Annotated in this window: 19 protein-coding genes; 8 read left to right on the forward strand and 11 right to left on the reverse strand. The window is 72.0% G+C overall.

What is annotated here, in order from left to right; all coding sequences use genetic code 11:
- Positions 1 to 146: 146 nt before the first annotated feature.
- The 5 genes from BJY16_RS29285 to BJY16_RS29305 all read right to left on the reverse strand — a co-directional run bounded on the left by BJY16_RS29285 (position 147) and on the right by BJY16_RS29305 (position 7,903).
- On the reverse strand, positions 147 to 2,501 hold the full coding sequence (locus BJY16_RS29285) for a GNAT family N-acetyltransferase (protein WP_185042772.1): 2,355 nt from the start codon (positions 2,499 to 2,501) through the stop codon (positions 147 to 149).
- A complete protein-coding gene (locus tag BJY16_RS29290; protein WP_185042773.1) occupies positions 2,498 to 4,702 on the reverse strand; it encodes a GNAT family N-acetyltransferase in 2,205 nt (734 codons plus the stop codon). The genes BJY16_RS29285 and BJY16_RS29290 overlap by 4 nt, the downstream gene beginning before the upstream one ends.
- The gene (locus BJY16_RS29295; RefSeq protein ID WP_185042774.1) at positions 4,699 to 5,979 is read right to left on the reverse strand and encodes a lysine N(6)-hydroxylase/L-ornithine N(5)-oxygenase family protein; all 1,281 of its coding nucleotides are present in this window, start codon (positions 5,977 to 5,979) and stop codon (positions 4,699 to 4,701) included. The genes BJY16_RS29290 and BJY16_RS29295 overlap by 4 nt, the downstream gene beginning before the upstream one ends.
- Positions 5,979 to 7,460, reverse strand: coding sequence for a pyridoxal phosphate-dependent decarboxylase family protein (locus BJY16_RS29300; RefSeq protein ID WP_185042775.1), 1,482 nt, complete (start codon positions 7,458 to 7,460; stop codon positions 5,979 to 5,981). The genes BJY16_RS29295 and BJY16_RS29300 overlap by 1 nt, the downstream gene beginning before the upstream one ends.
- Before the next feature lie 275 nt (positions 7,461 to 7,735).
- Entirely contained in the window at positions 7,736 to 7,903 is a 168-nt protein-coding gene (locus BJY16_RS29305; protein WP_185042776.1) for a hypothetical protein, read from the reverse strand.
- Here BJY16_RS29305 and BJY16_RS29310 point away from each other — a divergent pair.
- The 3 genes from BJY16_RS29310 (at position 7,902) to BJY16_RS29320 (ending at position 10,884) form a co-directional block, all read left to right on the forward strand.
- Positions 7,902 to 9,494, forward strand: coding sequence for a xylulokinase (locus BJY16_RS29310; protein WP_185042777.1), 1,593 nt, complete (start codon positions 7,902 to 7,904; stop codon positions 9,492 to 9,494). The two genes, BJY16_RS29305 and BJY16_RS29310, sit on opposite strands and share 2 nt — an antisense overlap.
- A 31-nt stretch (positions 9,495 to 9,525) precedes the next feature.
- The gene (locus tag BJY16_RS29315; RefSeq protein WP_185042778.1) at positions 9,526 to 10,011 is read left to right on the forward strand and encodes an LURP-one-related/scramblase family protein; all 486 of its coding nucleotides are present in this window, start codon (positions 9,526 to 9,528) and stop codon (positions 10,009 to 10,011) included.
- 105 nt (positions 10,012 to 10,116) lie between these two features.
- A complete protein-coding gene (locus BJY16_RS29320; RefSeq protein WP_185042779.1) occupies positions 10,117 to 10,884 on the forward strand; it encodes a hypothetical protein in 768 nt (255 codons plus the stop codon).
- Positions 10,885 to 10,932: 48 nt separating this feature from the next.
- On the opposite strand, the gene BJY16_RS29325 is transcribed toward BJY16_RS29320, so the two are convergent.
- On the reverse strand, positions 10,933 to 11,505 hold the full coding sequence (locus BJY16_RS29325; protein WP_185042780.1) for an SMI1/KNR4 family protein: 573 nt from the start codon (positions 11,503 to 11,505) through the stop codon (positions 10,933 to 10,935).
- 33 nt (positions 11,506 to 11,538) lie between these two features.
- Positions 11,539 to 12,033: a DinB family protein gene (locus BJY16_RS29330; protein WP_185042781.1), complete on the reverse strand. Its 495-nt coding sequence runs from the start codon at positions 12,031 to 12,033 to the stop codon at positions 11,539 to 11,541.
- Positions 12,034 to 12,094: 61 nt separating this feature from the next.
- Between BJY16_RS29330 and BJY16_RS29335 the strand changes: the two genes are divergently transcribed.
- On the forward strand, positions 12,095 to 13,051 hold the full coding sequence (locus BJY16_RS29335; RefSeq protein WP_185042782.1) for a hypothetical protein: 957 nt from the start codon (positions 12,095 to 12,097) through the stop codon (positions 13,049 to 13,051).
- Positions 13,052 to 13,143: 92 nt separating this feature from the next.
- Complete coding sequence (locus BJY16_RS29340) at positions 13,144 to 13,524, forward strand: STAS domain-containing protein (RefSeq protein ID WP_185042783.1); 381 nt, start codon at positions 13,144 to 13,146, stop codon at positions 13,522 to 13,524.
- A 178-nt stretch (positions 13,525 to 13,702) separates the two neighbouring features.
- On the opposite strand, the gene BJY16_RS29345 is transcribed toward BJY16_RS29340, so the two are convergent.
- Genes BJY16_RS29345 through BJY16_RS29360 form a run of 4 tightly spaced genes read right to left on the reverse strand, consistent with a single transcriptional unit; the run spans position 13,703 to position 18,171 of the window.
- The gene (locus tag BJY16_RS29345) at positions 13,703 to 15,928 is read right to left on the reverse strand and encodes an FtsX-like permease family protein (protein WP_185042784.1); all 2,226 of its coding nucleotides are present in this window, start codon (positions 15,926 to 15,928) and stop codon (positions 13,703 to 13,705) included.
- Entirely contained in the window at positions 15,925 to 16,608 is a 684-nt protein-coding gene (locus BJY16_RS29350) for an ABC transporter ATP-binding protein (RefSeq protein WP_185042785.1), read from the reverse strand. The genes BJY16_RS29345 and BJY16_RS29350 overlap by 4 nt, the downstream gene beginning before the upstream one ends.
- Positions 16,605 to 17,138 carry a PadR family transcriptional regulator gene (locus BJY16_RS29355; RefSeq protein ID WP_185042786.1) on the reverse strand — a complete coding sequence of 178 codons (534 nt, stop codon included), beginning with the start codon at positions 17,136 to 17,138 and terminating at the stop codon, positions 16,605 to 16,607. Before BJY16_RS29355 ends, BJY16_RS29350 begins: the two co-directional genes overlap by 4 nt.
- A 49-nt stretch (positions 17,139 to 17,187) precedes the next feature.
- Positions 17,188 to 18,171 carry an SMP-30/gluconolactonase/LRE family protein gene (locus BJY16_RS29360; RefSeq protein WP_185042787.1) on the reverse strand — a complete coding sequence of 328 codons (984 nt, stop codon included), beginning with the start codon at positions 18,169 to 18,171 and terminating at the stop codon, positions 17,188 to 17,190.
- Positions 18,172 to 18,217: 46 nt separating this feature from the next.
- Here BJY16_RS29360 and BJY16_RS29365 point away from each other — a divergent pair, with 46 nt between their 5' ends.
- The 3 genes from BJY16_RS29365 (at position 18,218) to BJY16_RS29375 (ending at position 19,780) form a co-directional block, all read left to right on the forward strand.
- On the forward strand, positions 18,218 to 18,898 hold the full coding sequence (locus BJY16_RS29365; protein ID WP_203759231.1) for an IMP cyclohydrolase: 681 nt from the start codon (positions 18,218 to 18,220) through the stop codon (positions 18,896 to 18,898).
- 20 nt (positions 18,899 to 18,918) lie between these two features.
- The gene (locus tag BJY16_RS29370; protein ID WP_185042788.1) at positions 18,919 to 19,515 is read left to right on the forward strand and encodes a cadmium resistance transporter; all 597 of its coding nucleotides are present in this window, start codon (positions 18,919 to 18,921) and stop codon (positions 19,513 to 19,515) included.
- Positions 19,516 to 19,633: 118 nt separating this feature from the next.
- Positions 19,634 to 19,780, forward strand: a complete 147-nt coding sequence (locus BJY16_RS29375) for a hypothetical protein (RefSeq protein ID WP_239177912.1) — start codon at positions 19,634 to 19,636, stop codon at positions 19,778 to 19,780.
- Positions 19,781 to 19,818: the final 38 nt, after the last annotated feature.

Raw genomic sequence — 19,818 nt, forward strand, 5'->3', positions numbered from 1 at the left:
CGCCACTGGAAGACCGCACCCGGCGGTGTCGCGGCCTGCGCCGGCCAGGCGAAGGTGACCGCGGTGCCGGGCGGGACGTCGTGCCGGGGCGTGCGCGGTCGTCGCCCCGGGAGCGGCCGGCCGTCTCGGCGGTGCGGACGCCGCCGCTACCTCTCGGTGGCCTCGAAACGGACCCGGTCGAGGAAGGCCAGCTGGGCCCTCTTGTGGCCCAGGTCGATCTCCGGGCCCAGGGTGAAACCCTCCTGCCGGAGCCGGCTGATCATGCGGTCGTTGCGGATGTCCGGTTCGGCGATGAGGCGCGTGCGCGCCGGGTCCGCCGCGAAGACCTGCCGGACCAGGGCCGGGAAGATGGCGCTGGTCAGGTGGGGCAGCTCGCGGCCCTCGGCGTCGATCAGCAGGTGCCCGCCGAAGTCACCGGGCTGCACGTCGTAGCACTCGCCGACCGGGTCGCGTGACGGGTCGTAGGTCTGGAAGATCCCGATCGGGCTGTCGTCGAGCAGCAGCAGGTAGGCGTGGTGGCTGTCCAGGCTGTCGACGTAGGCGTAGGTCTCCTCGACGTCGGCGACGGAGTGCTCGGCCATGCCCCAGAACCGGTTGCGTTCCTTGGTCACCCAGCCGTGCACGACCGGGGCGTGCGCGGCCGGATCGAGGGGGACCACGGTCAGCTCGCCGAGGCCGGGCAGCTTTTCCGCGAAGATGATCAAAGGCTCTTCCATGAGGTCCTCCCAGTCGGTGACCAGCGGGACGAGGGTCCCGTCCGCCCAGAGCGGCAGCTGGTCGAGAAAGTGTGGTGACGCGGGGTCGTCGGACGCGCCGAACGGTACGACCCACCGGCTGCGCCGCCGGTCGGCGAGATCCCAGACATAGCGGGCGACCGGGCCACGCCAGCACAGGTCGCTGACCCCGGGAATGCTGGACGTGTTCAGCACGCAGCCGGCCGAGCCGCCGAGCCGGACCTCCGGCACGCCGGCGTCCAGCCCGGGCAGCCGGACCGGGTGCAGCAGATGCCGCGCACCCCAGGACGAGGCCGCGGGGAGCGGCTCGGCGGCGACGGCCACCGGATCGAGGCCGAGCCCGGCGAGCACCCCGTCGAGCGCAAGCCCGATCCGCGCACGGGGATCGTTCCACGGCGCGAACAGCGGATCATGGCCGGAGGGCGAGAACAGCGGCCGCAGCGCGGGAAGGTCGCACAGCCCACGGGCGACGGCCGAGCGCTCGGCCATCCGGCGCCCGGCCTCGGCCGAGTCGGCGGGAAGCGAGGTGTCCATGTGGATCGACTCGTGCGGCACCCCGGATGCGAGCAGCTCACGGATCCGGCGGGCGCGGGCGGGCGGTGCGAAGTCCACGCCGTACGGCTCGGTGTCGGGCCGCCGGTCGTTGGCGTTGACGGCGGTGGTCACCTCGGCACGGAACATCGGCGCCCACCCCGGCCGCCACGCGTAGCGGGCCTCCCAGGCGGGGACCGGCACGACCCGGTTGCGCTCGTCGCGCTGCGGCACCCGGCCGACGGTGAGCTGCAGCGCGCGGCCGGTGCTGTCGGCGGTGAGCACGCTGTTGACCGGTTCGACCCAGCGGGACAGGGCGTCGGCCACGTCGTCCACCGTGGACGCGTGCAGCAGCGGCAACAGGGCGCCGAAACCGAGGTCGCAGGTGGACAGCGCGGGCGTACGGAGGCTCAGGTTCCCCTCGATCACCGGCCCTCGCGCGGTTTCCAGGACGTCGACCACGACCGGGGCCCCGTCCCGTACGACGATCGTCTCCTGGTGGCTGGCCACCGGCTCCCAGCCGGTCGCGCCGCGCGCCTCGAACCCGTCCCCGGCCGCGCGCAGTTCCTCGAGGTAGAGGTCCTGGTAGTCGGCCATCGCGTTGGTGATGGCCCAGGCCACCGATCCGGTGTGGCCGAAGTGCTGCACGCCGGGGACGCCCGGGAAGGTGAGCCCGGCCACGTCGAAGGCCGGGCAGGCGAGCCGGATCTGCTGGTAGACGCCGGGCAGTTCGAGGAGCCGGTGCGGGTCGCCGGCGATCTCGCCCGGAATCGTCCAGGCGTTGCTGCCGGAGCCGCCCGGCCCCTCGGTGGCGAACCACGCGACGGCGTCCGGGCCGAGGGTCCGCTCGACGTGCGCCCGCCACATCTTGTTGCCGAACGTCCCGAACAGGATGTGCTGCACCTGGAAGACGCCGAGCGACGACCACGGCTGCCACTCGACGCCCCCGGCGCGGACACCCGCCGCGTACGCCCGCAACCACCGCTGGGTCGCGTCGTCCAGACCGGCGAAGGACCGTCGCGCCGTCTCGTCGAGCCGCACCTGTCGCGCGAACCGGTCCCAGCCCACCTCGGCGGCCCCGGCGACGGAGGCCAGACGCCCTTCCGAGCGGAGCCGCTCGACGGTGATCTGGCGGCCCCGATCGGTTGCGGTCACCCGCCCCTGCAGCCAGGCGAGGTCGAGGACCGAGCCGGCGCGCAGGTGCGGGATCCCGTAGGCGTCGCGGTGGACCCTCATGCCGCGACCGGGTTGTCCAGCTCGCCCGCGAAGATCAGCGAGCTGGCCTGATCGGTGAGGTCCACCATCTGCAGGGTGTTGCGCAGCTGGAGCCGGTTCAGGCACGAGTGCCGGAACGTCGGCCGCAGCAGGTCGAGCCGCCCGCCGAGCGACGGGTGGTCCTTGGCGTGCTCGCGGATGCAGTCGCCGGCCAGCGCCCAGAACTCGGCGGCGCTGAGCACCCCGTCCGAGTCGAGGATCCCGGCGAGATGCCGCAGGAACCCGTCGAACACGTCGGTGAACACCGCCAGTTCCTTGATCTCGTCGCTGACCTCGATCCGGATCCGCTCGACCTCGGGCGGCAGCGGCTGGTCGTTCATCACCGCCACCTCCTCGCCGATGTCCTTCATGAACACGCGGACCGGGACGTGGTTCTCCAGCACGAGGATCAGGTTCTCGCCGTGCGGCATGAACGCCAGATCGTGCTTGAGCAGGCAGTGCACGATCGGTCGCAGGTAGGCGCGCAGGTAGGTCGCCACCCACGCCGCCGGCGTCACGCCGGACTCCCGGATCAGGGCGGCGGCCAGCGAGTTCCCGGCGCGGTCGCGGTGCAGCAGGCTGGCCATGGTGGCGAGCCGCTCGCCCTCGGCGAGGCGCGGGAGCGGGCTCTCCCGCCACAAGGCGGCGAGCATCTTGGTGTACGCGCTGGGCGTCCCGGTCCGGTGATAGGCGTCGCCGACGTACCCGATCGACGCCAGCTCCCGCAGCACGCCGAAGCCGCAGGCGCGCAGCTCCTCGTCACCCTCCACGACCCCCGCGACCCAGTCGTTGATCGGCGGCGTGGCCCGCATGTACTTCGGCGACAGCCCGCGCAGGAAGCCCATGTTCTGCACGGCGATCGCGGTCTTGACGTAGTGGCGTTCCGGCCGGTCCAGGTTGAAGAACGTCCGGATCGACTGCTGTGCCTGATAACGATCAGGACCGGCGTCGAGCGGGACGATCGCCCGGCGGGCCACGTCGGGGGCGAACGTGACGGTGACCTTGTGCTCCCACTGCCACGGGTGCACCGGCAGGTAGCGGTACTCGGCCGGGTCCAGCCCGTGGCCACGGAGCTGCTGCTCGAACCGGTCCAGCAGGTCGCCCAGCTCGGCCCGGTAGTGGTCGCGCTCGTCACCGGCGTACACGAAGACGCTCTGGTCCTTGCGAATGGCGACCCACCGCAAGCGGACCGGCCGCCCGGACTCCGGGGTGTAGGCCTCGTGATCGCCGAGCCCGTAACCGATGCGCCCGTTGTTGGCCACGAACCCGGGGTGCCCCTCGGTCATCGCCGCCTCGATGGTCTGGAAGCTCGCGTGCACGAGGTCCTCGGCGGTCTCCCGGCGATGCGCGTACTTCCAGGCGCTGCCGGCCAGGGTCGCGGAGATCTCCTCGAGGTACGTGCCGAGCAGCTTCTCCGGGATGCCGAGCGTCTCGCGCAGCCCGGCGATGAAATCGAGCGCGTCGAGCGGCCCGTCCAGCGACTCGGGGTCGATCACCCAGTGTTCGAGCGGGTAGCGTTTCGCGGTGAAGGTGTTCTCGCCGCATCGGTACCTGTCCTGCTGGGAGGGGTCCGGCAGGGGTGCGATCAGGCGCTCGTGGCTGAACTCGGCGATCGCCTTCGCGATCAGCCGCCGGTGCGCGAACTCGATGGCCTCCGGCCGCAGGTGCGGGACGCTCATCGCGTACGCCGTACGCGTGCAGAAGCTGAGCCGGCCGGTCTTGCCGTGCAGCGGCACGTCGCGTTCCGGCACGAACCCGACCTCGGCGTTCTTGCGCTGGATGGCGTCGTTGCGGACGTCCGGCTCGACGACGACCCGCTCGATCCGCGGATCGGCGAAGCAGAAGTCCATGACGGCCCGCATCACCGCGGAGGTGACCCCGGAGCGTTTGCGGGTCGGCGGCGCGACGAGCACGTGCATGCCGAGGTCACCGGGCCGTACGGCGTAGTGCTCAGCCAGCTCGCTGTGCGCCGGGTCGTAGGTCTCGGCGAGGAACAGCGGGACATCGTCGTCGTCCAGTCCGAGCCAGACGTCGTAGTGCGGGTTGTCCAGGAAGCCCTGGTACTCCTCGCGCACCCGCTCCACGGTGGCGCCCTGCAGGCCCCAGAAGTGCGCACGGGGATGCGTCACCCAGGCGACGAGAAGATCAAGATCACGATCAAGATTCAGCGGTACGAGTCTCACGATGTCACCATTGCCTTGGGGATGTCGGCCGTGGGGGCCCCGAACTGCTGGAAGGCGATCGACTTCTCGACCTGGTAGATCTCACGCCCGGTGATGCCCCGCAGGATCACGCTGTTGCGGTAGGCGCCCATGCCCAGGTCGGGGTCGGTCACGCTGTGCGTGTGCTCGGCCGCGTTCTGGACGAAGATCTCGTCACCCGCGCGGTCGACGGCGTAGTCGACGGTGACGTCGAACCGGCCGCGGGCGTCCCAGTTGATCCGGTCACGGACCGGCTCCAGGAAGGACGGCACCCGAGGGGCGTAGCCGGTGGCCAGCACGAGTCCCCGGGTGGTGGCCGTGAACGAGCTGCCCTCCTCCTGGTGCTCCAGCGCCAGCGTCCAGCGCTCGCCGTCCCAGATCACGCCGGCGAGGGCGGTGCCGGTGAGCAGCGTCGTGGGCACCGGTCCGGCCAGGCTCTTGGTGTAGAGCGTGTCGTAGATGGTGTCGACCAGGTCGCCGCTGATGCCCTTGTAGAGGTTGCGCTGCTCGCGGCCGAGCCGGTCGCGTGTCTCCAGCGGCAGGCGCTGGTGGTACCGGATGTACTCCGGCGAGGTCATCTCCAGCGTGAGCTTGGTGTATTCCATCGGGAAGAACCGCGGGGAGCGGGTGATCCAGCTCAGCCGGTAGCCGTACGTCTCGATGTCGTTGAGAAGGTCGAGGTAGATCTCCGCGGCACTCTGCCCGCTGCCGATGATCGTGATCGAGTCGAGTTGCTGGAGCTCGGCCTTCCTGGGCAGGTAGTCGGCGCTGTGCACGTAGGGCCCCTGGTCCACGGCGGCCGGGACGCGCGGTGCCGTGCCGATGCCGAGCACCAGCTTGCGGGCCCGGACCGTCTCACCGTTCGTGTGCACCAGGTACGCCTCGCCGTCGTGGGTGACGCTGTCGACGCGGGTGTTCCACCTGATCGACGGCAGCTGCCGGGCCACCCACTTGCAGTACTCGTTGTACTCCGCGCGCAGCGGGTAGAAGCTCTCCCGGATGTAGAACGGATAGAGCCGGCCGACCTGCTTGAGGTAGTTGAGGAACGAGAAGCGCGAGGTCGGATCGGCCATCGTCACCAGGTCGGCCAGGAACGGCACCTGGATCGTCACGCCGTCGATCATCAGACCGGGATGCCAGTCGAACCCGGCCCGCTGCTCCAGGAAGATCCCGTCGACGTCGGTGAGGTCCTCGGTGAGCGCGGCCAGGCCCAGGTTGAACGGGCCGACGCCGATCGCGGCGAAGTCGTACGTGCGCATCAGGCCATCACCGCCGCGGCCCCGTCGCGCTCGCCGGTCATCTCGGCGCCGATCCCGCGGATCAGGTCCAGCACGCTGCGCAGATCGTCCATCGTGGCGTTCGGGTTGAGCAGGGTGAACTTGAGCCAGTAGTGGCCGCCGAGGGTGGTGCCGGCGACGATCGCCCGGCCGCCGTGGAACAGCCGCTGGCGCAGCCGCGGCATCAGGTCGTCGCACTCGGCGACGGTCGTCCCGGCCGGCCGGTACCGGAACAGCACCGTGCTCAGCGTCGGCGCGGCCACCGCCTCGAAGTCCGGGTCGTCGCAGATCTCCAGGTAGACCTCGTGCGCCCGGTCGATGACGGCGTCGAACATGGCGCCGATCTGCTCGGCGCCCATGGTCCGCAGCGTCATCCACAACTTCAGCGCGTCGAAGCGGCGGGTGGTCTGCAGGCTCTTGTCGACCTGATTCGGCACGGCGGCGGTGCGTGGGTTCAGGTAGTCGGCGTGCACCGCGATCCGGCGCATCGTCTCGCCCCGGCGCACCACGATCGCGCTGGAACTGACCGGCTGGAAGTAGCTCTTGTGGAAGTCGACGGTCACCGAGTCGGCCCGCTCGATGCCGTCCAGCAGGTTCCGGCGGCGCGAGACGAGCAGACCGCAGCCGTACGCGGCGTCGACGTGGAACCAGATGCCCCGGCTCTCGCAGACCGCCGCGATGGCGTCGACCGGGTCGATGCGGCCCAGGTCGGTGGTGCCGGCGGTGGCGACGACCGCCATCGGGATGCCGCCGTCGCGGCGCACGTCGTCGATGGCGGCGGCGAGCGCCTCCGGGTCCATCCGGCCGGTGCCGTCGGTGGCCACCCCGACCACCGCGTCGGCGGCCAGGCCGAGGATGCCGGCCGACTTGCTGACGCTGAAGTGGCTCTCGGTGGTGGCGAAGATCCGTAGCTTCGGGATCGCGGTGGCCCGGTCCCCGGCCGGACCGGCCAGGGTCTCCTCCCGGGCCAGCAGCAGGCCCTGCAGGTTGGACTGGGTGCCGCCGCTGGTGAAGATGCCGTCGGCGCCCGGGCCGAAGCCGATCCGCCCGGCCGTCCAGTCGATCAGGCGCCGCTCGATGAGGGTGCCCGCGGAGCTCTGGTCCCAGGTGTCGACCGAGGAGTTGACCGCCGAGATCAGCACCTCCGCGCTGAGCGCGGGGATGGCGACCGGGCAGTTGAGGTGGGCGACGTAGGTCGGCTCATGGAACCAGATGGCGTTGTCCAGGTAGAGCCGGGCGACTTCGTGCAATGCCGCACCGGTGTCACCGAGGGGCTGGTCGAGGTCGACGGTGTCGACCTGGTCCTGCAACTCGGCGACGCCTGCGCCGGAGTACGGCTGCCGCACTGCCTTCACCCGGTCGGCGAGCAGCGCCGACGCGTGCCACACACCGGACGTGTACCCGTCCAGGGTGGAGCCGGAAAACAGATGCGGGGAATCGGACCGCTCCAACGGGGCCTCCACTAAGGTAATCCTTACCTAACTGCGAGGGGAGGCTAACCGTCCGGACACGGGAAGGAAACTCGCCCCGGGCGCCGTCAGGCCGTCGACGCCGGGCGCGCGGGACCCTGAGGTGGGGCACGACCTGCGCAAATCGTCGCGAGGATCGGTTCGGCTGCCAAATAGTGACGATTGCCACATAGCGCACGAAGTCCACTAGAGGTGCCGGACCTGACGCGGCTGGACTCCCGCGAACGGGGCTCCGGGCGTACGAAAACAGGGTGAATGGTGTCAAGCGGTCACTGATGTGCGGCGTTGACGGCCGGGAAGCGGCCTGTGATGTTTTGAGGTGCCCACCGCAGGAAGTGAGGGCCGGCGACCAGGCGATCAAGTTCGATGGCAACGATCACAATTGGGGAGTGGGCCTGCTGGTGGACCAGCGCACTCGTACGGTAGAACGTGAACATGACGAACTTGCGTGAGGCGATCGACCAGGGGCACACCGCCCTCGGGATCGAGTTGGGGTCGACCCGGATCAAGGCGGTGCTGATCGGGCCCGGCCACGAGGCGATCGCGGTCGGCAGCCACGACTGGGAGAACCAGTTCGTCGACCGCGTCTGGACCTACTCGCTCGACGCCGTCTGGGCCGGGCTGCAGGACTGCTTCGCCCAGCTGGCCGCCGACGTGCGCGCCAAGCACGGCACCGAGCTGCGCACCACCGGCGCCCTCGGCGTCTCCGCGATGATGCACGGCTATCTCGCCTTCGACGCCGACGGGGAACTGCTCACCCCGTTCCGCACCTGGCGCAACACCAACACCGGCGACGCCTCCGAGGCGCTCAGCGACCTGTTCGGCCACAACATCCCGCACCGCTGGAGCATCGCCCACCTCTACCAGGCGATCCTCAACGGCGAGGAGCACATCGGCCGGCTCGCCCACTTCACCACCCTGGCCGGTTACGTGCACTGGAAGCTGACCGGCCGGCAGGTGCTCGGCGTCGGCGACGCCAGCGGCATGTTCCCGATCGACGTGACCACCGGCGGCTACGACACCGGGATGCTGGCCCAGTTCGACGAGCTGGTCGCCGGGCGCGGCGTGCCGGCGCCGCTGGCTTCGCTGCTGCCCGCGGTGCTGCCGGCCGGCGAGCAGGCCGGCACGCTCACCGAGGCCGGCGCCCGGCTGCTCGACCCGAGCGGCGTGCTGCAGCCCGGACTCCCGCTCTGCCCACCCGAGGGCGACGCCGGCACCGGCATGGTCGCGACCAACTCGGTGGCCCGCCGCACCGGCAACGTCAGCGCCGGCACCAGCATCTTCGCCATGATCGTGCTGGACGGGCCGCTCAGCCGGATGCACCCCGAGGTCGACCTGGTCACCACCCCGGCCGGCGACCTGGTCGCGATGGTGCACTGCAACAACGGCGCCAGCGAGCTGAACTCGTGGGCCGGGCTGTTCGCCGAGTTCGCCACCGCGCTCGGCGTGCCGGCCGACAGCAATACGGTCTTCGAGACGCTGTTCCGCTCCGCGCTGCGCGGCGCCCCGGACGGCGGCGGCCTTATGGCGTTCAACTACCTGTCCGGCGAGCCGATCACCCGGCTGCACGAGGGCCGGCCGCTGTTCCTGCGCGAGCCGGGCAGCACCCTCGACCTGGCCACCTTCATGCGTACCCAGCTCTACTCCGCCCTGGCCACCCTGCGGATCGGCATGGACGTGCTGCAGAAGGCCGAGTCGGTGCAGCTCGACCGGATGTTCGCGCACGGCGGCCTGTTCAAGACCCAGGGCGTCGCGCAGAACCTCCTGGCCGCGGCGATCAACACCCCGGTGTCGGTCGGCGACCTGGCCGGCGAGGGCGGCGCCTGGGGCATCGCGATCCTGGCCGCCTTCGTCAGCGGCCGCAAGGACGGGCAGAGCCTCGACCAGTTCCTCGACCAGGACGTGTTCGCCGGCGCCGCGCTGGACACCGCCGAGCCGGACCCGGCCGACGTGGCCGGCTTCGACGCCTTCATGCGGCGCTACGTCGCCGCCCTGCCGATCCAGCAGGCGGCGGTCGAGCACAGCTGACCTCTTTGTGCCGGTGGCGGACAATCGAGCCATGTATGTGATCAGGGAACGATTGTTCGCCATCGGGGACGACTTCGACGTGCTCGATGAGAGCGGCGCCAAGGTCTACCACGTGGACGGCAAGGTGCTCAGCCTGCGGAACCGGGTGGTGATCGAGGACCCGACCGGCCAGGAGGTGGCCAGCGTGCACCGGCACCTGGTCGCCCTGCGCCCCACCTACGAGGTGCGGATCGGCGGGGAGAAGGCCGCCGAGGTGCGCAAGAAGCTGTTCACCCCGTTCCGGGAGAAGTTCGTCATCGACGTGCCCGGCCCGGACGACCTGGAGATGAAGGGCAACCTGCTCGACCACGAGTATGTGATCGAGCAGGGCGGCGCCGAAGTCGCCGCGGTCTCCAAGCGCTGGCTGACCGTCCGCGACACCTACGCCGTGCAGATTACCGGCGCCGTCGAGCACCTGCTGATCATCGCCAGCGTGCTGGCGCTCGACCTGGCCCTGGACCGCGGGGTGGGCGACTGACTTCCGGTGCGCTTGAGGTTCCGGTCCGTTGCTTTTCGGTACGGTCGGCGCAGCTTTCGCAGCAACCGGTCGATGAGGCTTCCATTCGGCGTACCAGGAGGTCTCATGTCCAGCGAGCACTCCGTCGACTGGTGGCAGCAGTTCGAAAGCGCCTCCGACCGGTTCGACGAGGCCATTGTCACCATCGGCCTGACCGAACTGCTGCTGCCGAAGATCACTTCGCAGCTGTTGCAACGCGAGGCGGACATCGCCGCCGACATCGCCATCCTGTACCGCAACAAGGCGAACAGCGAAGGTCTGCGTGACCGGTACGACAAGGCGCGCAGCCGGCTCCGGGAGACCATCGAACGGCTCGCGTCCCGGGGTGTCGACCCGGCGTCCCTGGCCGAGGCCGAGGTGGTCTCCTGGGTGATCGACGGGGACTACGCCCGGGCCGCCGCCGAGCTGGAGCCCCGGATCGGCGCGGTGGTGCTGCTGCGGATCTTCGTCTCCGCGCTCCGGGTCACCCACCTCGACGTGCCGGTCACCGCCCAGCTGCTGAACGCCGGCAACACCCCGGCCGAGGCGATCCACGCCGGCAAGATCGTCGGCAAGTACGGCTACTGGCCGGACTGGCTGCGCGAACTCGTCGTCGAGCACGCCATGGCCGGCACCCTCACCGACGACTTCGTGGCCGCCCTCGACCAGTGCGCCTTCGCCACCCTCCGGTCGACGCAGGCCCGGCTCGCCAAACAGCTGCTCCGCAAGGAGCCGGCGGCGATCAACTCGGCGGCCCGCACCCTGGAGCACATCGGCGAGGACGCCATCGCGGTCCGCCTGCGCGACGGCGACGTGGGCGCGGTCGCCTTCGCCGCCCGCTTCGCCTCGGTCTGATCCGCGGGCCGCTCGCGGCGGTCCCGGGCAGCCGCCGATCGCCACGGCTCAGGTCTGGCCGGCCAGCTCCCACCGGAGCGTCCCGTCGGCGGCGTGACCGGGGTGCCACAGACCGACGGTGCCGCCCCGCTCCAGGGCGTCCGCCACCGCGGTCAGGTAGGCGCCCAGCGACGGCCAGGCCGTGCTGAAGTCGCCCGCGTCGCTGTTCGGCGCGAAGCCCAGCCGGCCCCGCCCGGATCCCGGCCGCAGGTCGATGACCTGCAGATCCCCGCCGGACGCGGCGAACGGGATCCACAGCTCGTGCCACCACGGTTCGGTGTTCGGCTCGTGCACCGCGAAACCGTCGACGTCCGCGGCGACGTCCATCCGGATCTCATAGCGCTCGGCGATCTCCGTGACCCCGAGCGGGTCCGCCTCCGGGAGCAGGCTGCCCCACTCGGCCAGCCCGTCGTGGCACCGCAGCGACTCGACCAGCTCCGCCGGGAACGTGACCCCGCACGCCTCCTCGGCCGCCCGGATCAGGTCCGGCTCCGCCGGCCCGGCGAGCAATCCGATCGTTGCGGGCGAACACTCGTGCAGCCAGCCCTCGATCCGAGCCCACGCCTGACTCACCGTCGCCACCCGGCGAGTCTAGGAGACGGACAGGCGATGGGATTACCGCCCGGTGACGCCGTCGATGAGTTCGCGGAGGATGTCGGCGTGGCCGGCGTGGCGGACGGTTTCGCTGGTCACGTGGGCGATGACCCAGCGGACCGTGCGGTGCTCGTCGCCGACCGGGTGGGCGGTGGCGGTGTCCAGGCCGGCGGCGGCCTCGAGGTGGGCGTCGCTCTCGGCGATCGCGGCGCGGTAGTCGGCGATCACCCGATCGGCGGTCCGGTCGGCCGGGACCAGCATGGAGAAGTCGACGCCGGCGTGCCGCTCGTCACCGCCGACCGTGTAGCCGAACCAGTACCGCTCCGCGTCGGTCAGGTGCTGCACCAGGCCGAGCAGCGTGGTGTCCGAGACGACCAGGCGGCGGCGCAGCTGCTCCTCGTCGAGACCGTCCACCTTCTTCAGCACACAGGACCGGGCGAAGGACAGGAACGCACACGCGGTGTCCCGCTCGCCGTCGTCGTTGAACGGCACTCGTTCGCGTTGAGTTTCGAGCATGGTCCCGACCCTAAGCCTCACCGTCGGATTGATGATCCACGGCCTGGGTTAAGTTGCTGGGGTGTCACCCTCCGCCGAGCCGCCGATCGATGCGAGACAGTTTCGGGTGCACGCGGCCCGGCTGGCGGTGCTGCGGGCCCGGCTCGGCCGGATCGGCGAGGACGTCCAGCAGTTCGAGCGGGACCAGGCGGCGTTCGGGGCGCGCTGCGGCTGGATCCTGAGCGGGCTCGGCGACCGGGTGGTCCGGCACGGCGAGCTGGTGGCCTATCTGGAGGAGACGCTGGTCCTGTTCGTCCAGGGCTTCCACCGGGTGGCCGACGGGACGCAGGGGTTCGCCACCATGCTCGGGATGCCGGTCGACGACGCGGCCACCATGGAGGATCGGGCCTCCGAGATCATCGCGGACGTGCTGGAGACGGTGGCCGGCCGGGAGTGGGTGGAGCCGCTGCTGGCCGAGGCGGCGCCGGTCGCCGAGTTCGCCGCGCCGGTCGAGGACGGCTACGCGCTGCTGCGGGCCGGCGGACTGGACTGGGTGGTGGGCCGGATCCCGGAGCTGGGCCGGATGCTGGACGACCTGACCGGCACCCCGGAGGTGGTCGCCAAGCAGGCCGACCAGTGGAAGGTGATGGCCGCCGACCTGGACCGGGTCGCCGCCGACCTGCAGCGCTGCCTGGACCGCGACTTCTCGGACCGGGACCGGGCCGACGTCCGCACCTACCTGGCGATCATGGGGAACAACGTGGTCGGCCTGCGCGGCCTGGCCGCCACCTCGACCGCGATGACCGTGCTCACCAAGGCGGCCGGCGACCTGATCCTGCTGACCCGGGACATCGTCCGCGGCGTGCTCGGCGACCTGGTCGCCCGGGTGCTCGGCTGGGCGGTCGGCGGCACGGTCGTCCCGCTGCCGGTGCTGACCGCGCGGCTGGCCGGCGTGGTGGTCACCGCCTGGCGGATCGACGCCTACCTCACCGCCCTGGTGGTCAGCATCGCGAACCTGTCCCGGTGCATCGACGGCTGACAGCCCGGCCCGCCGGGCATGGGTTACGGTGGGCACCAGCGTTCAGCCTTCAGCAGCGAGGGACCGCAGAGCCACCACGGCGGGAGAGTTCCTTGAGCAGCGGCGACGACACCTCTCTCGGCGTGTCCGGGACATTCCGGCTGCATCTGCAGGCCGGCGACGTCGTGCCGGGCGGCCCGGTGCCGCTGATCCTCGGCGGCGAGCTGGACCGGGTGGAAGCGGACCGGCTGCTGGCGGCGATCACCGTGCTGGTCCGCGAGCATCCCGGCCGGCCGATCGCGCTCGACGCCGGCCGGCTGATGTTCCTCGACTCCGGCGGTGTCCGGGCCCTGCTCGGCTGTCAGCAGTTCGCCGAGGCGGCCGGGTCCCGGCTGTCGATCGTCGCGGCCGGCCCGATCGTCCACCAGGTGCTGGAGATCACCGGTCTGCTGGAGATCTTCGGGAGTCCGGTGGAGGTGCTGCCGGAGCGGTAGGCGTTCCGGACTCCAGCCCGCTTCACCGGCGCGCCGGCGCCGGGGATCCGCCACGCTGCCCGGTGCGGTGACGGCGGCCGGGCCCGCCCTGCGACGAGGCGCGGGGCGGAGCGGTCACGACGTACCGGCAAGCGGACCCACCGGAAGGGGCAGCGGGCCTCGCGCGTGCCCGCGGTCGTCACTCGTTGCGGGCGGCGGCCGGGCCGGTCATCCGGGCGAGCAGCGGCATCGTCGAGGTGACGACCGCGATCGAGGCGAGCAGGCCGACGCCGACGATCACGTAGTAGGCCGGGCCGGGGGAGTGCAGGCGGTAGTCCATCTGGGAGCGCAGGAACAGGTGGGCGGCGAGGAAGCCGACGCCGATCGCGACGACCGAGACGGCCAGCAGCGGGACCGTGGTCTCCAGCGCCACCACCCGGCGCAGCTCGGCCAGGCGGACACCGGTCAGGCGGAGCATGGCGAACGGGCGCTGCCGCTCGGTGAGGCCGCCGGTCACGCTGACCGCGAGGCTGCACCCGGCGATCACCAGGCTGGCCACGATCACCACGTCGGCGAGCCGCTGGAACTGGTTCAGCTGCCGGGTGAAGTCGCCCGCGTAGTCGGCCTCGGTGGCCGCCGCCCTCCCGTACGGGAAGGCTCTCTCCAGCGTGGTCCGGGCGCGTTCGATCGCGGCCGGTGTGCCGTCGGTCGGCACCACGACGTCGATCACGTTCAGCTCGGCGAGCTGGGCCGCGGTCCGCGTCGAGGCCGGCCAGGAGGGGCCGCCCGCGGTGGCCGGGAGGAACTGCGGCACGGTCAGGTCGGGGAAGACCTGGGCGACCTCCGCGCCGGCCGGGCAGGTGCCGGCCGTGCCGATCGCGGCGAGGTCGGCGCACGAGATCAGCCCGGGCAGGTCGGGGAGGCCGCCCACCACCTTGTCGTTCACGATCTGGATGTGCGCCTCCGGGCGCCGGTCCGGATTGGTCCGGATCTGGTAGCCGACCGCGGGCGCCCGGCCGGCCGGCACGCCGGTGTCGTCCGGCGAGGTGGCCACCGAGACGATGTCGTGCCCGACCGAGCCCGGGGTGTGGCTGCCGCGCTCGGCGACGATCGCGGTGATCACGCCGGTCGCGGTGCTGGTCACGAAGAGGGCCAGCATCAGGCCGCTGACCGCGCGGAACCCGGCGCGCGGGTCGTCGGCCAGCCGCCGCCCGGCGATCAGCGTGGCCGGGCGCCGGGCGCGGCGGGCGAGCAGCCGGGAGCTGGCCATGGTGAGCCACGGGCCGGCGATCATCAGCCCGGTCATCACGATCAGGATCCCGGACAGGTAGCCGACCAGCTGTCCCTCGGTGCTTCGCGGCCGGTTGCCGACCAGATAGGCCAGCTCGGCGATCCCGGCCAGCAGCGGGAGCACCCGCCAGGCCCGCGGCGGCTTCGGGGTGACCCGGCGGCTGACGCCGAGCGGGGAGATCCGGACCCGGCGCAGCGCGACGCGGGCCGCGACCGCGGCGGCCAGCGGGACGCCGAAGCCCGCCACCAGCACGTCGGTGCGGGTCAGCGACAGGTCGCCGGGGAAGAACGCCTCGCCGGTGAACGGGATCCCGGCCAGCCCGGCCCGGGCCAGCAGGAACACCCCGAACCCGGCGACCGTGCCGATCGCCGCGGCCAGCGCCGACTCGACGACGGCGATCTGGGTGATCTGCCGGGGCGTGGCACCGACCAGCCGCATCGCGGCGAAGCGCTGCTCGCGGCGGGCGGCGGAGAGCCGGGTGGCCGTCCCGATGAAGATCAGCAGTGGGAAGAGCAGGGCGGCGGCGACCACCGACAGGGTCAGCGCGATGCCGTTCGAGCCGAGGCCGACCACGCAATCGCGGCACTCGTCCGGGGAGACGGTGACCATCCGGGTGATCTCGGTGGCCCCGTCGATCCGGCCCACCTCCGCCCGGGTGCCGCCGACGATCACGATCAGCGAGTCGGGGGAGGGCAGCGCGGCGTCGCCGAGGATGCCGGCCTGCCGCCCGGGATAGCGGTCGCGCAACTGGTCGGCGGGGCGGTCGTGGAGCAGCCGGTCCAGGGCGGGGGAGACGACGTACTCCCCGGGGCCGGGCAGGGCGGCCAGGCCGGGCGGCACCGGGCCGTCCGGGCCGGAGACCGCCACGTCGACGCGGGCCATCGGATGCCCGTCGAAGTAGTCCTCGCGGATCACCCACAGCGCCGGGTCACGCGCCTCCGGACCGGTGGCCGCGCTGGTGACACCGCTGTTCAGCCAGGCGTAGCGCAGGTTCTGCGACTTGACCGCGTGGATGCCGGCGACCGTGGCGAGCAGCATGCCGACGCCGAGTGCGACCGCGGCGGCCAGCACGACCAGCCGGGTGAGCGCCTCGCGGCCACCGGCCACGGCCAGGCGGAGTCCGAGAGAGATCATCGGAGGGTCACCTCGGACGGGGTGGTGACCCGGCCGTCGCGGACCATGACCAGCCGGTCCGCGTACGCCGCGACCCGCCCCTCGTGGGTCACCAGCACCACGGTGGTGCCCTGCTCCCGCGCCGACCCGACCAGCAGCTCCATCACCTGCTCACCGGTGAGCGAGTCGAGCGCCCCGGTCGGCTCGTCGGCGAAGAGCACCCGCGGCCGGGCGACCAGCCCGCGGGCCAGGGCCACCCGCTGCGCCTGGCCGCCGGAGAGCTCGCCGGAGCGGCGGTCCTCCAGCCCGTCCAGGCCGAGCCGGGCGAACCACTCGGCGGCCTGCCGGGTGGCGGCGGCGCGGCGGACCCCGCTCAGCAGCAGCGGCAGCGCGACATTCTCCACCGCGGACAGCTCCGGCACCAGCTGACCGAACTGGAACACGAACCCGAACCGGTCGCGGCGCAGCTCGCTGCGGGCCGTCTCGCTCAGGTCGTCGATCCGCCGGCCGTCGAAGTGGATCTCGCCGGCGTCCGGGGTGAGGATGCCGGCCAGGCAGTGCAGCAGGGTGGACTTGCCGGAGCCGCTCGGGCCCATCACCGCGACGATCTCGCCCTCGGCGACGCTCAGGTCGGCGCCGCGCAGCGCCGGCGTGGCGCCGAAGGACAACTCCACGCCGCGGGCGGCGAGCGCGGCGGTCACGGCTTCACCTGCCGGATCTGCGCACGCAGGGCGTCCAGCCGGGCCGAGGTGGTGTCGATCCACCGCAGGTCGGCCTCCAGGTGGAACAGCCCGTGGTCGGCGAGCAGCGCCTCGACCAGCCCGCCGGAGCGCTTCAGCGCGGTCAGCTCGCGCATCCGGGCGACGTGCGCCTGGCGCTGGGCGTCGAGGTAGCTCTCGGCCGGCCGGTCCAGCATCAGCGCCAGGACCACCTTGGTGAACAGCACGCTCTGCAGGTGCGGCTCCGGGGCGACCGGGTCGGCCAGCCAGGCACCCACCTCGGTGGCGCCCTGCTCGGTGATCACGTAGCGCTTGCGGTCCGGCCCCTCGCCGGGCGCCACCTCGTCCATCACCACCTTGCCGTCCCGGGTGAGCCGGCTCAGCGTCGCGTAGACCTGCCCGAACGGCAGGGACTTGCCGACGCCGAAGAAGGTGTCGTAGTCGCGCTTGAGGTCGTAGCCGTGGCTCGGGGCGCGCTCGAGCAGGCCGAGGAGGGTCAGCGGAACACTCATGCGTTCCACTGCACGCTCAGAGTATACGTCGCGTATATACCCTCGGTTTCTACAAGGCGAGGACGGCGATGTCGGTGGCGGTCAGGCTGCCGGCCACCAGGACGCCGTCGCGCTCGGCGACCGAGGTGACGAAGCCGTACGAGCCGTCGGTGGCGCGCAGGTCGTGCACCCGCCGGCCGTCCAGGTCGAAGGCCATCACCCAGGCGATCGGGGCGGCCTTCGGGCGGACCGCCTCGGGCAGGTTCCAGACCAGCGTCCGGAGCAGGCCGTGGCCGGGCAGCAGCCGGTCGATCAGCGGGTTCCGGGGCGCCGCGATCGCCACCCAGAGCAGGCCGTCACTGCCCAGCCACATGTTGTCCGGGAAGCCGGCCAGCCCCTCGACCAGCACCTCGGTCCGCCCGGCCGCCGGGCCGGACAGGTGGTGCCGCCGGATCCGGTAGCCGGCCGTCTCGGCCACCAGCAGCGCCGACTCGTCCGGGGTGAGCACCAGGCCGTTGCCGAACTTCAACTCCGGCAGCACGGTGCGGACCGCGCCGTCCGGGTCGCGGCGCACCAGCCGGCCGGTGCAGCTGTGCTCGACGATGTCACCCAGGTGGTCGGCGAGATCCCAGCGGCTGGTCGATGTGGTGAACCAGATCGTGCCGTCCCGGCTCTCGACCACGTTGCTGGCGAAGGTGAGCGGCTCGCCGTCCACGGTGTCGGCCAGCACCTGGACGGTGCCGTCCGGGCGCACCTCGAGAAGTCCCCGATCGTGGTCGCAGACCAGGACCCCGCCGTCGGCCCGCGGGTGCAGCCCGAGCGGCCGGCCGCCGGTCTCGGCCAGCACGGTCCGCTCGCCGGTCGCCGGGTCGATCCGGACGATCCGGCCGTCGCCGAGCCCGGTGACGATCCGTCCGGCGTGGTCGAAGACGACGTCCTCGGGGCCGCGGCCGCCGGTCGGGAGCAGCCGCTGCACCCGCAGGGGCGCGGTGCGGCCGGGATCGTCGAGCGGCGGCGGGGTCCAGGAGCGGGGCTGCAGCAGGCGTCGAGTCATGACCCTCAATGTAGGCCCCGGCCGCCGAATAGGTGATCATGGCGGGATGAGCGACATCGGCGAGGCACTGACCGTCAACCGCTACCCCGGCCGGGTGCTGGTGCTGGCGCGCACCGGCGACGGTGAGCTGACCGGCGTCTACGCGCTCACCGGGCGCAGCCCGTCGTCGAAGGCGCGCCGGATCGTGCCCGGCGACGCCGAACTCCGGGTCGAGGCGACCGGCGAGCACGCGCACGACCGCCTGCGGCACTACACGGCGGCGCACAGCGACGACCGGTGGACCGTCTTCGGCAACGGCGAGCAGGTGACCACGGTCTTCGAGCGGCTGTCCGCGGGCGCGCACCCGGCCGTGGCGCTCGACGAGCTGGACTACGAGCCGGACCCGCCGATCTGGACGCCGCGGATCACCGTCGTGGTCGACCGTCGTGACGGGACGGCCTGGCTGGGCGCGGCCCGGCGCGGCGGCGGCCGCCGGGAGAGCACCGACGTCACCGTCACCACGCTGCGCGACCTGGCGGTCGGCGACGTCGCGCTGCTCACCACCTACACGTCGGACGGCACCGAGGTGACCACCGCGCCGCGCGTCCTCGATCTGACGACCACCGCCGCCACCGGCGACGAACTCCTCGACCTGGTGTGGTCCGCCCTCGACCCGGAGTTCCGGGTCGCCGCGGCGCAACTGTCGCCCCGCGCCGGCATCGCCGCGGTGCTGCGGCACGCCCCCTAGGATCGTGCGGTGATCGCATCGTGAGCCTCGGGATCGTCGGCCAGGCGGTGGGCCTGTTCGCCGTCACCAACATCGACGACATCCTGGTGCTGGCGCTGTTCTTCGCCCAGGGCGCCGGGCAGCGGCACACCTTCCGCACGATCATGATCGGTCAGTATCTCGGTTTCGCCGGGATCCTGGTGGTCGCCGCGGCGGCCGCGTTCGGGGCGACGTTCCTGCCCGAGGCGGCCATCCCGTACCTCGGGTTGCTGCCGCTCGCGCTCGGGATCAAGGCGGGGATCCAGGCCTGGCGGCACCGGCGCGACGACGAGGAGCGGGCGGAGGCGCGCGCGGAGGGGCCGAAGAGCCTGGAGGTCGCCGCGGTGACCTTCGCCAATGGCGGCGACAACATCGGCGTCTACGTGCCGGTCCTCGCGACCGCGGGGGCCGGCGGGATGACCGTCTACGTGACCGTCTTCCTGCTCCTGGTCGCCGTCTGGGTGGTGGCCGGCCGGTTCTTCGCCACCCGGCCGGTGATCGCGAAGGCGCTCAGCCGCTGGGGGCATGTGCTGCTGCCGGTGGTGTTGATCGGGATCGGTCTGCTCATCCTGGTCGAGGGCGGCGCCTTCGGCCTCTAGGCGGTGTCTTCAACGGATCATGACCGTGGATGAGGTACGGCGTGATCCGCCGCTATGAGCTGACTGACATTGAGCCATTTTCATCGTGACGATGCAGGTCACGGCAGGGACAGATCGTGTGAGTCGACATAGGACGAGGCTCCCGGTACGGACCCAGCGGGACACCCCGGTCTACGTGACCCCTTACGGCACGTACGGCGTGGTGCCCGGCACTCCGGCGAGCGCGCAGGTGGTGCGCGAGGCGCTGGCCGCCGCGAAGCGCTGACCGTGGCGGCCGACCGCGGCCCGCGGCCCGCGGAGCGC

This window comes from Actinoplanes octamycinicus, assembly GCF_014205225.1.
GTDB classification, from domain to species: domain Bacteria; phylum Actinomycetota; class Actinomycetes; order Mycobacteriales; family Micromonosporaceae; genus Actinoplanes; species Actinoplanes octamycinicus.

What these genes read in the sequence shown, in the direction of transcription:
- BJY16_RS29320 (WP_185042779.1), top strand. Translation starts at nt 10,117, where the DNA reads ATGTCCAGCGAGCACTCCGTCGACTGGTGGCAGCAGTTCGAAAGCGCC.
- BJY16_RS29285 (WP_185042772.1), bottom strand. Translation starts at nt 2,501, where the DNA reads ATGAGGGTCCACCGCGACGCCTACGGGATCCCGCACCTGCGCGCCGGC.
- BJY16_RS29315 (WP_185042778.1), top strand. Translation starts at nt 9,526, where the DNA reads ATGTATGTGATCAGGGAACGATTGTTCGCCATCGGGGACGACTTCGAC.
- BJY16_RS29360 (WP_185042787.1), bottom strand. Translation starts at nt 18,171, where the DNA reads ATGACTCGACGCCTGCTGCAGCCCCGCTCCTGGACCCCGCCGCCGCTC.
- BJY16_RS29310 (WP_185042777.1), top strand. Translation starts at nt 7,902, where the DNA reads ATGACGAACTTGCGTGAGGCGATCGACCAGGGGCACACCGCCCTCGGG.
- BJY16_RS29295 (WP_185042774.1), bottom strand. Translation starts at nt 5,979, where the DNA reads ATGCGCACGTACGACTTCGCCGCGATCGGCGTCGGCCCGTTCAACCTG.
- BJY16_RS29355 (WP_185042786.1), bottom strand. Translation starts at nt 17,138, where the DNA reads ATGAGTGTTCCGCTGACCCTCCTCGGCCTGCTCGAGCGCGCCCCGAGC.
- BJY16_RS29330 (WP_185042781.1), bottom strand. Translation starts at nt 12,033, where the DNA reads ATGCTCGAAACTCAACGCGAACGAGTGCCGTTCAACGACGACGGCGAG.
- BJY16_RS29345 (WP_185042784.1), bottom strand. Translation starts at nt 15,928, where the DNA reads ATGATCTCTCTCGGACTCCGCCTGGCCGTGGCCGGTGGCCGCGAGGCG.
- BJY16_RS29305 (WP_185042776.1), bottom strand. Translation starts at nt 7,903, where the DNA reads ATGTTCACGTTCTACCGTACGAGTGCGCTGGTCCACCAGCAGGCCCAC.
- BJY16_RS29365 (WP_203759231.1), top strand. Translation starts at nt 18,218, where the DNA reads ATGAGCGACATCGGCGAGGCACTGACCGTCAACCGCTACCCCGGCCGG.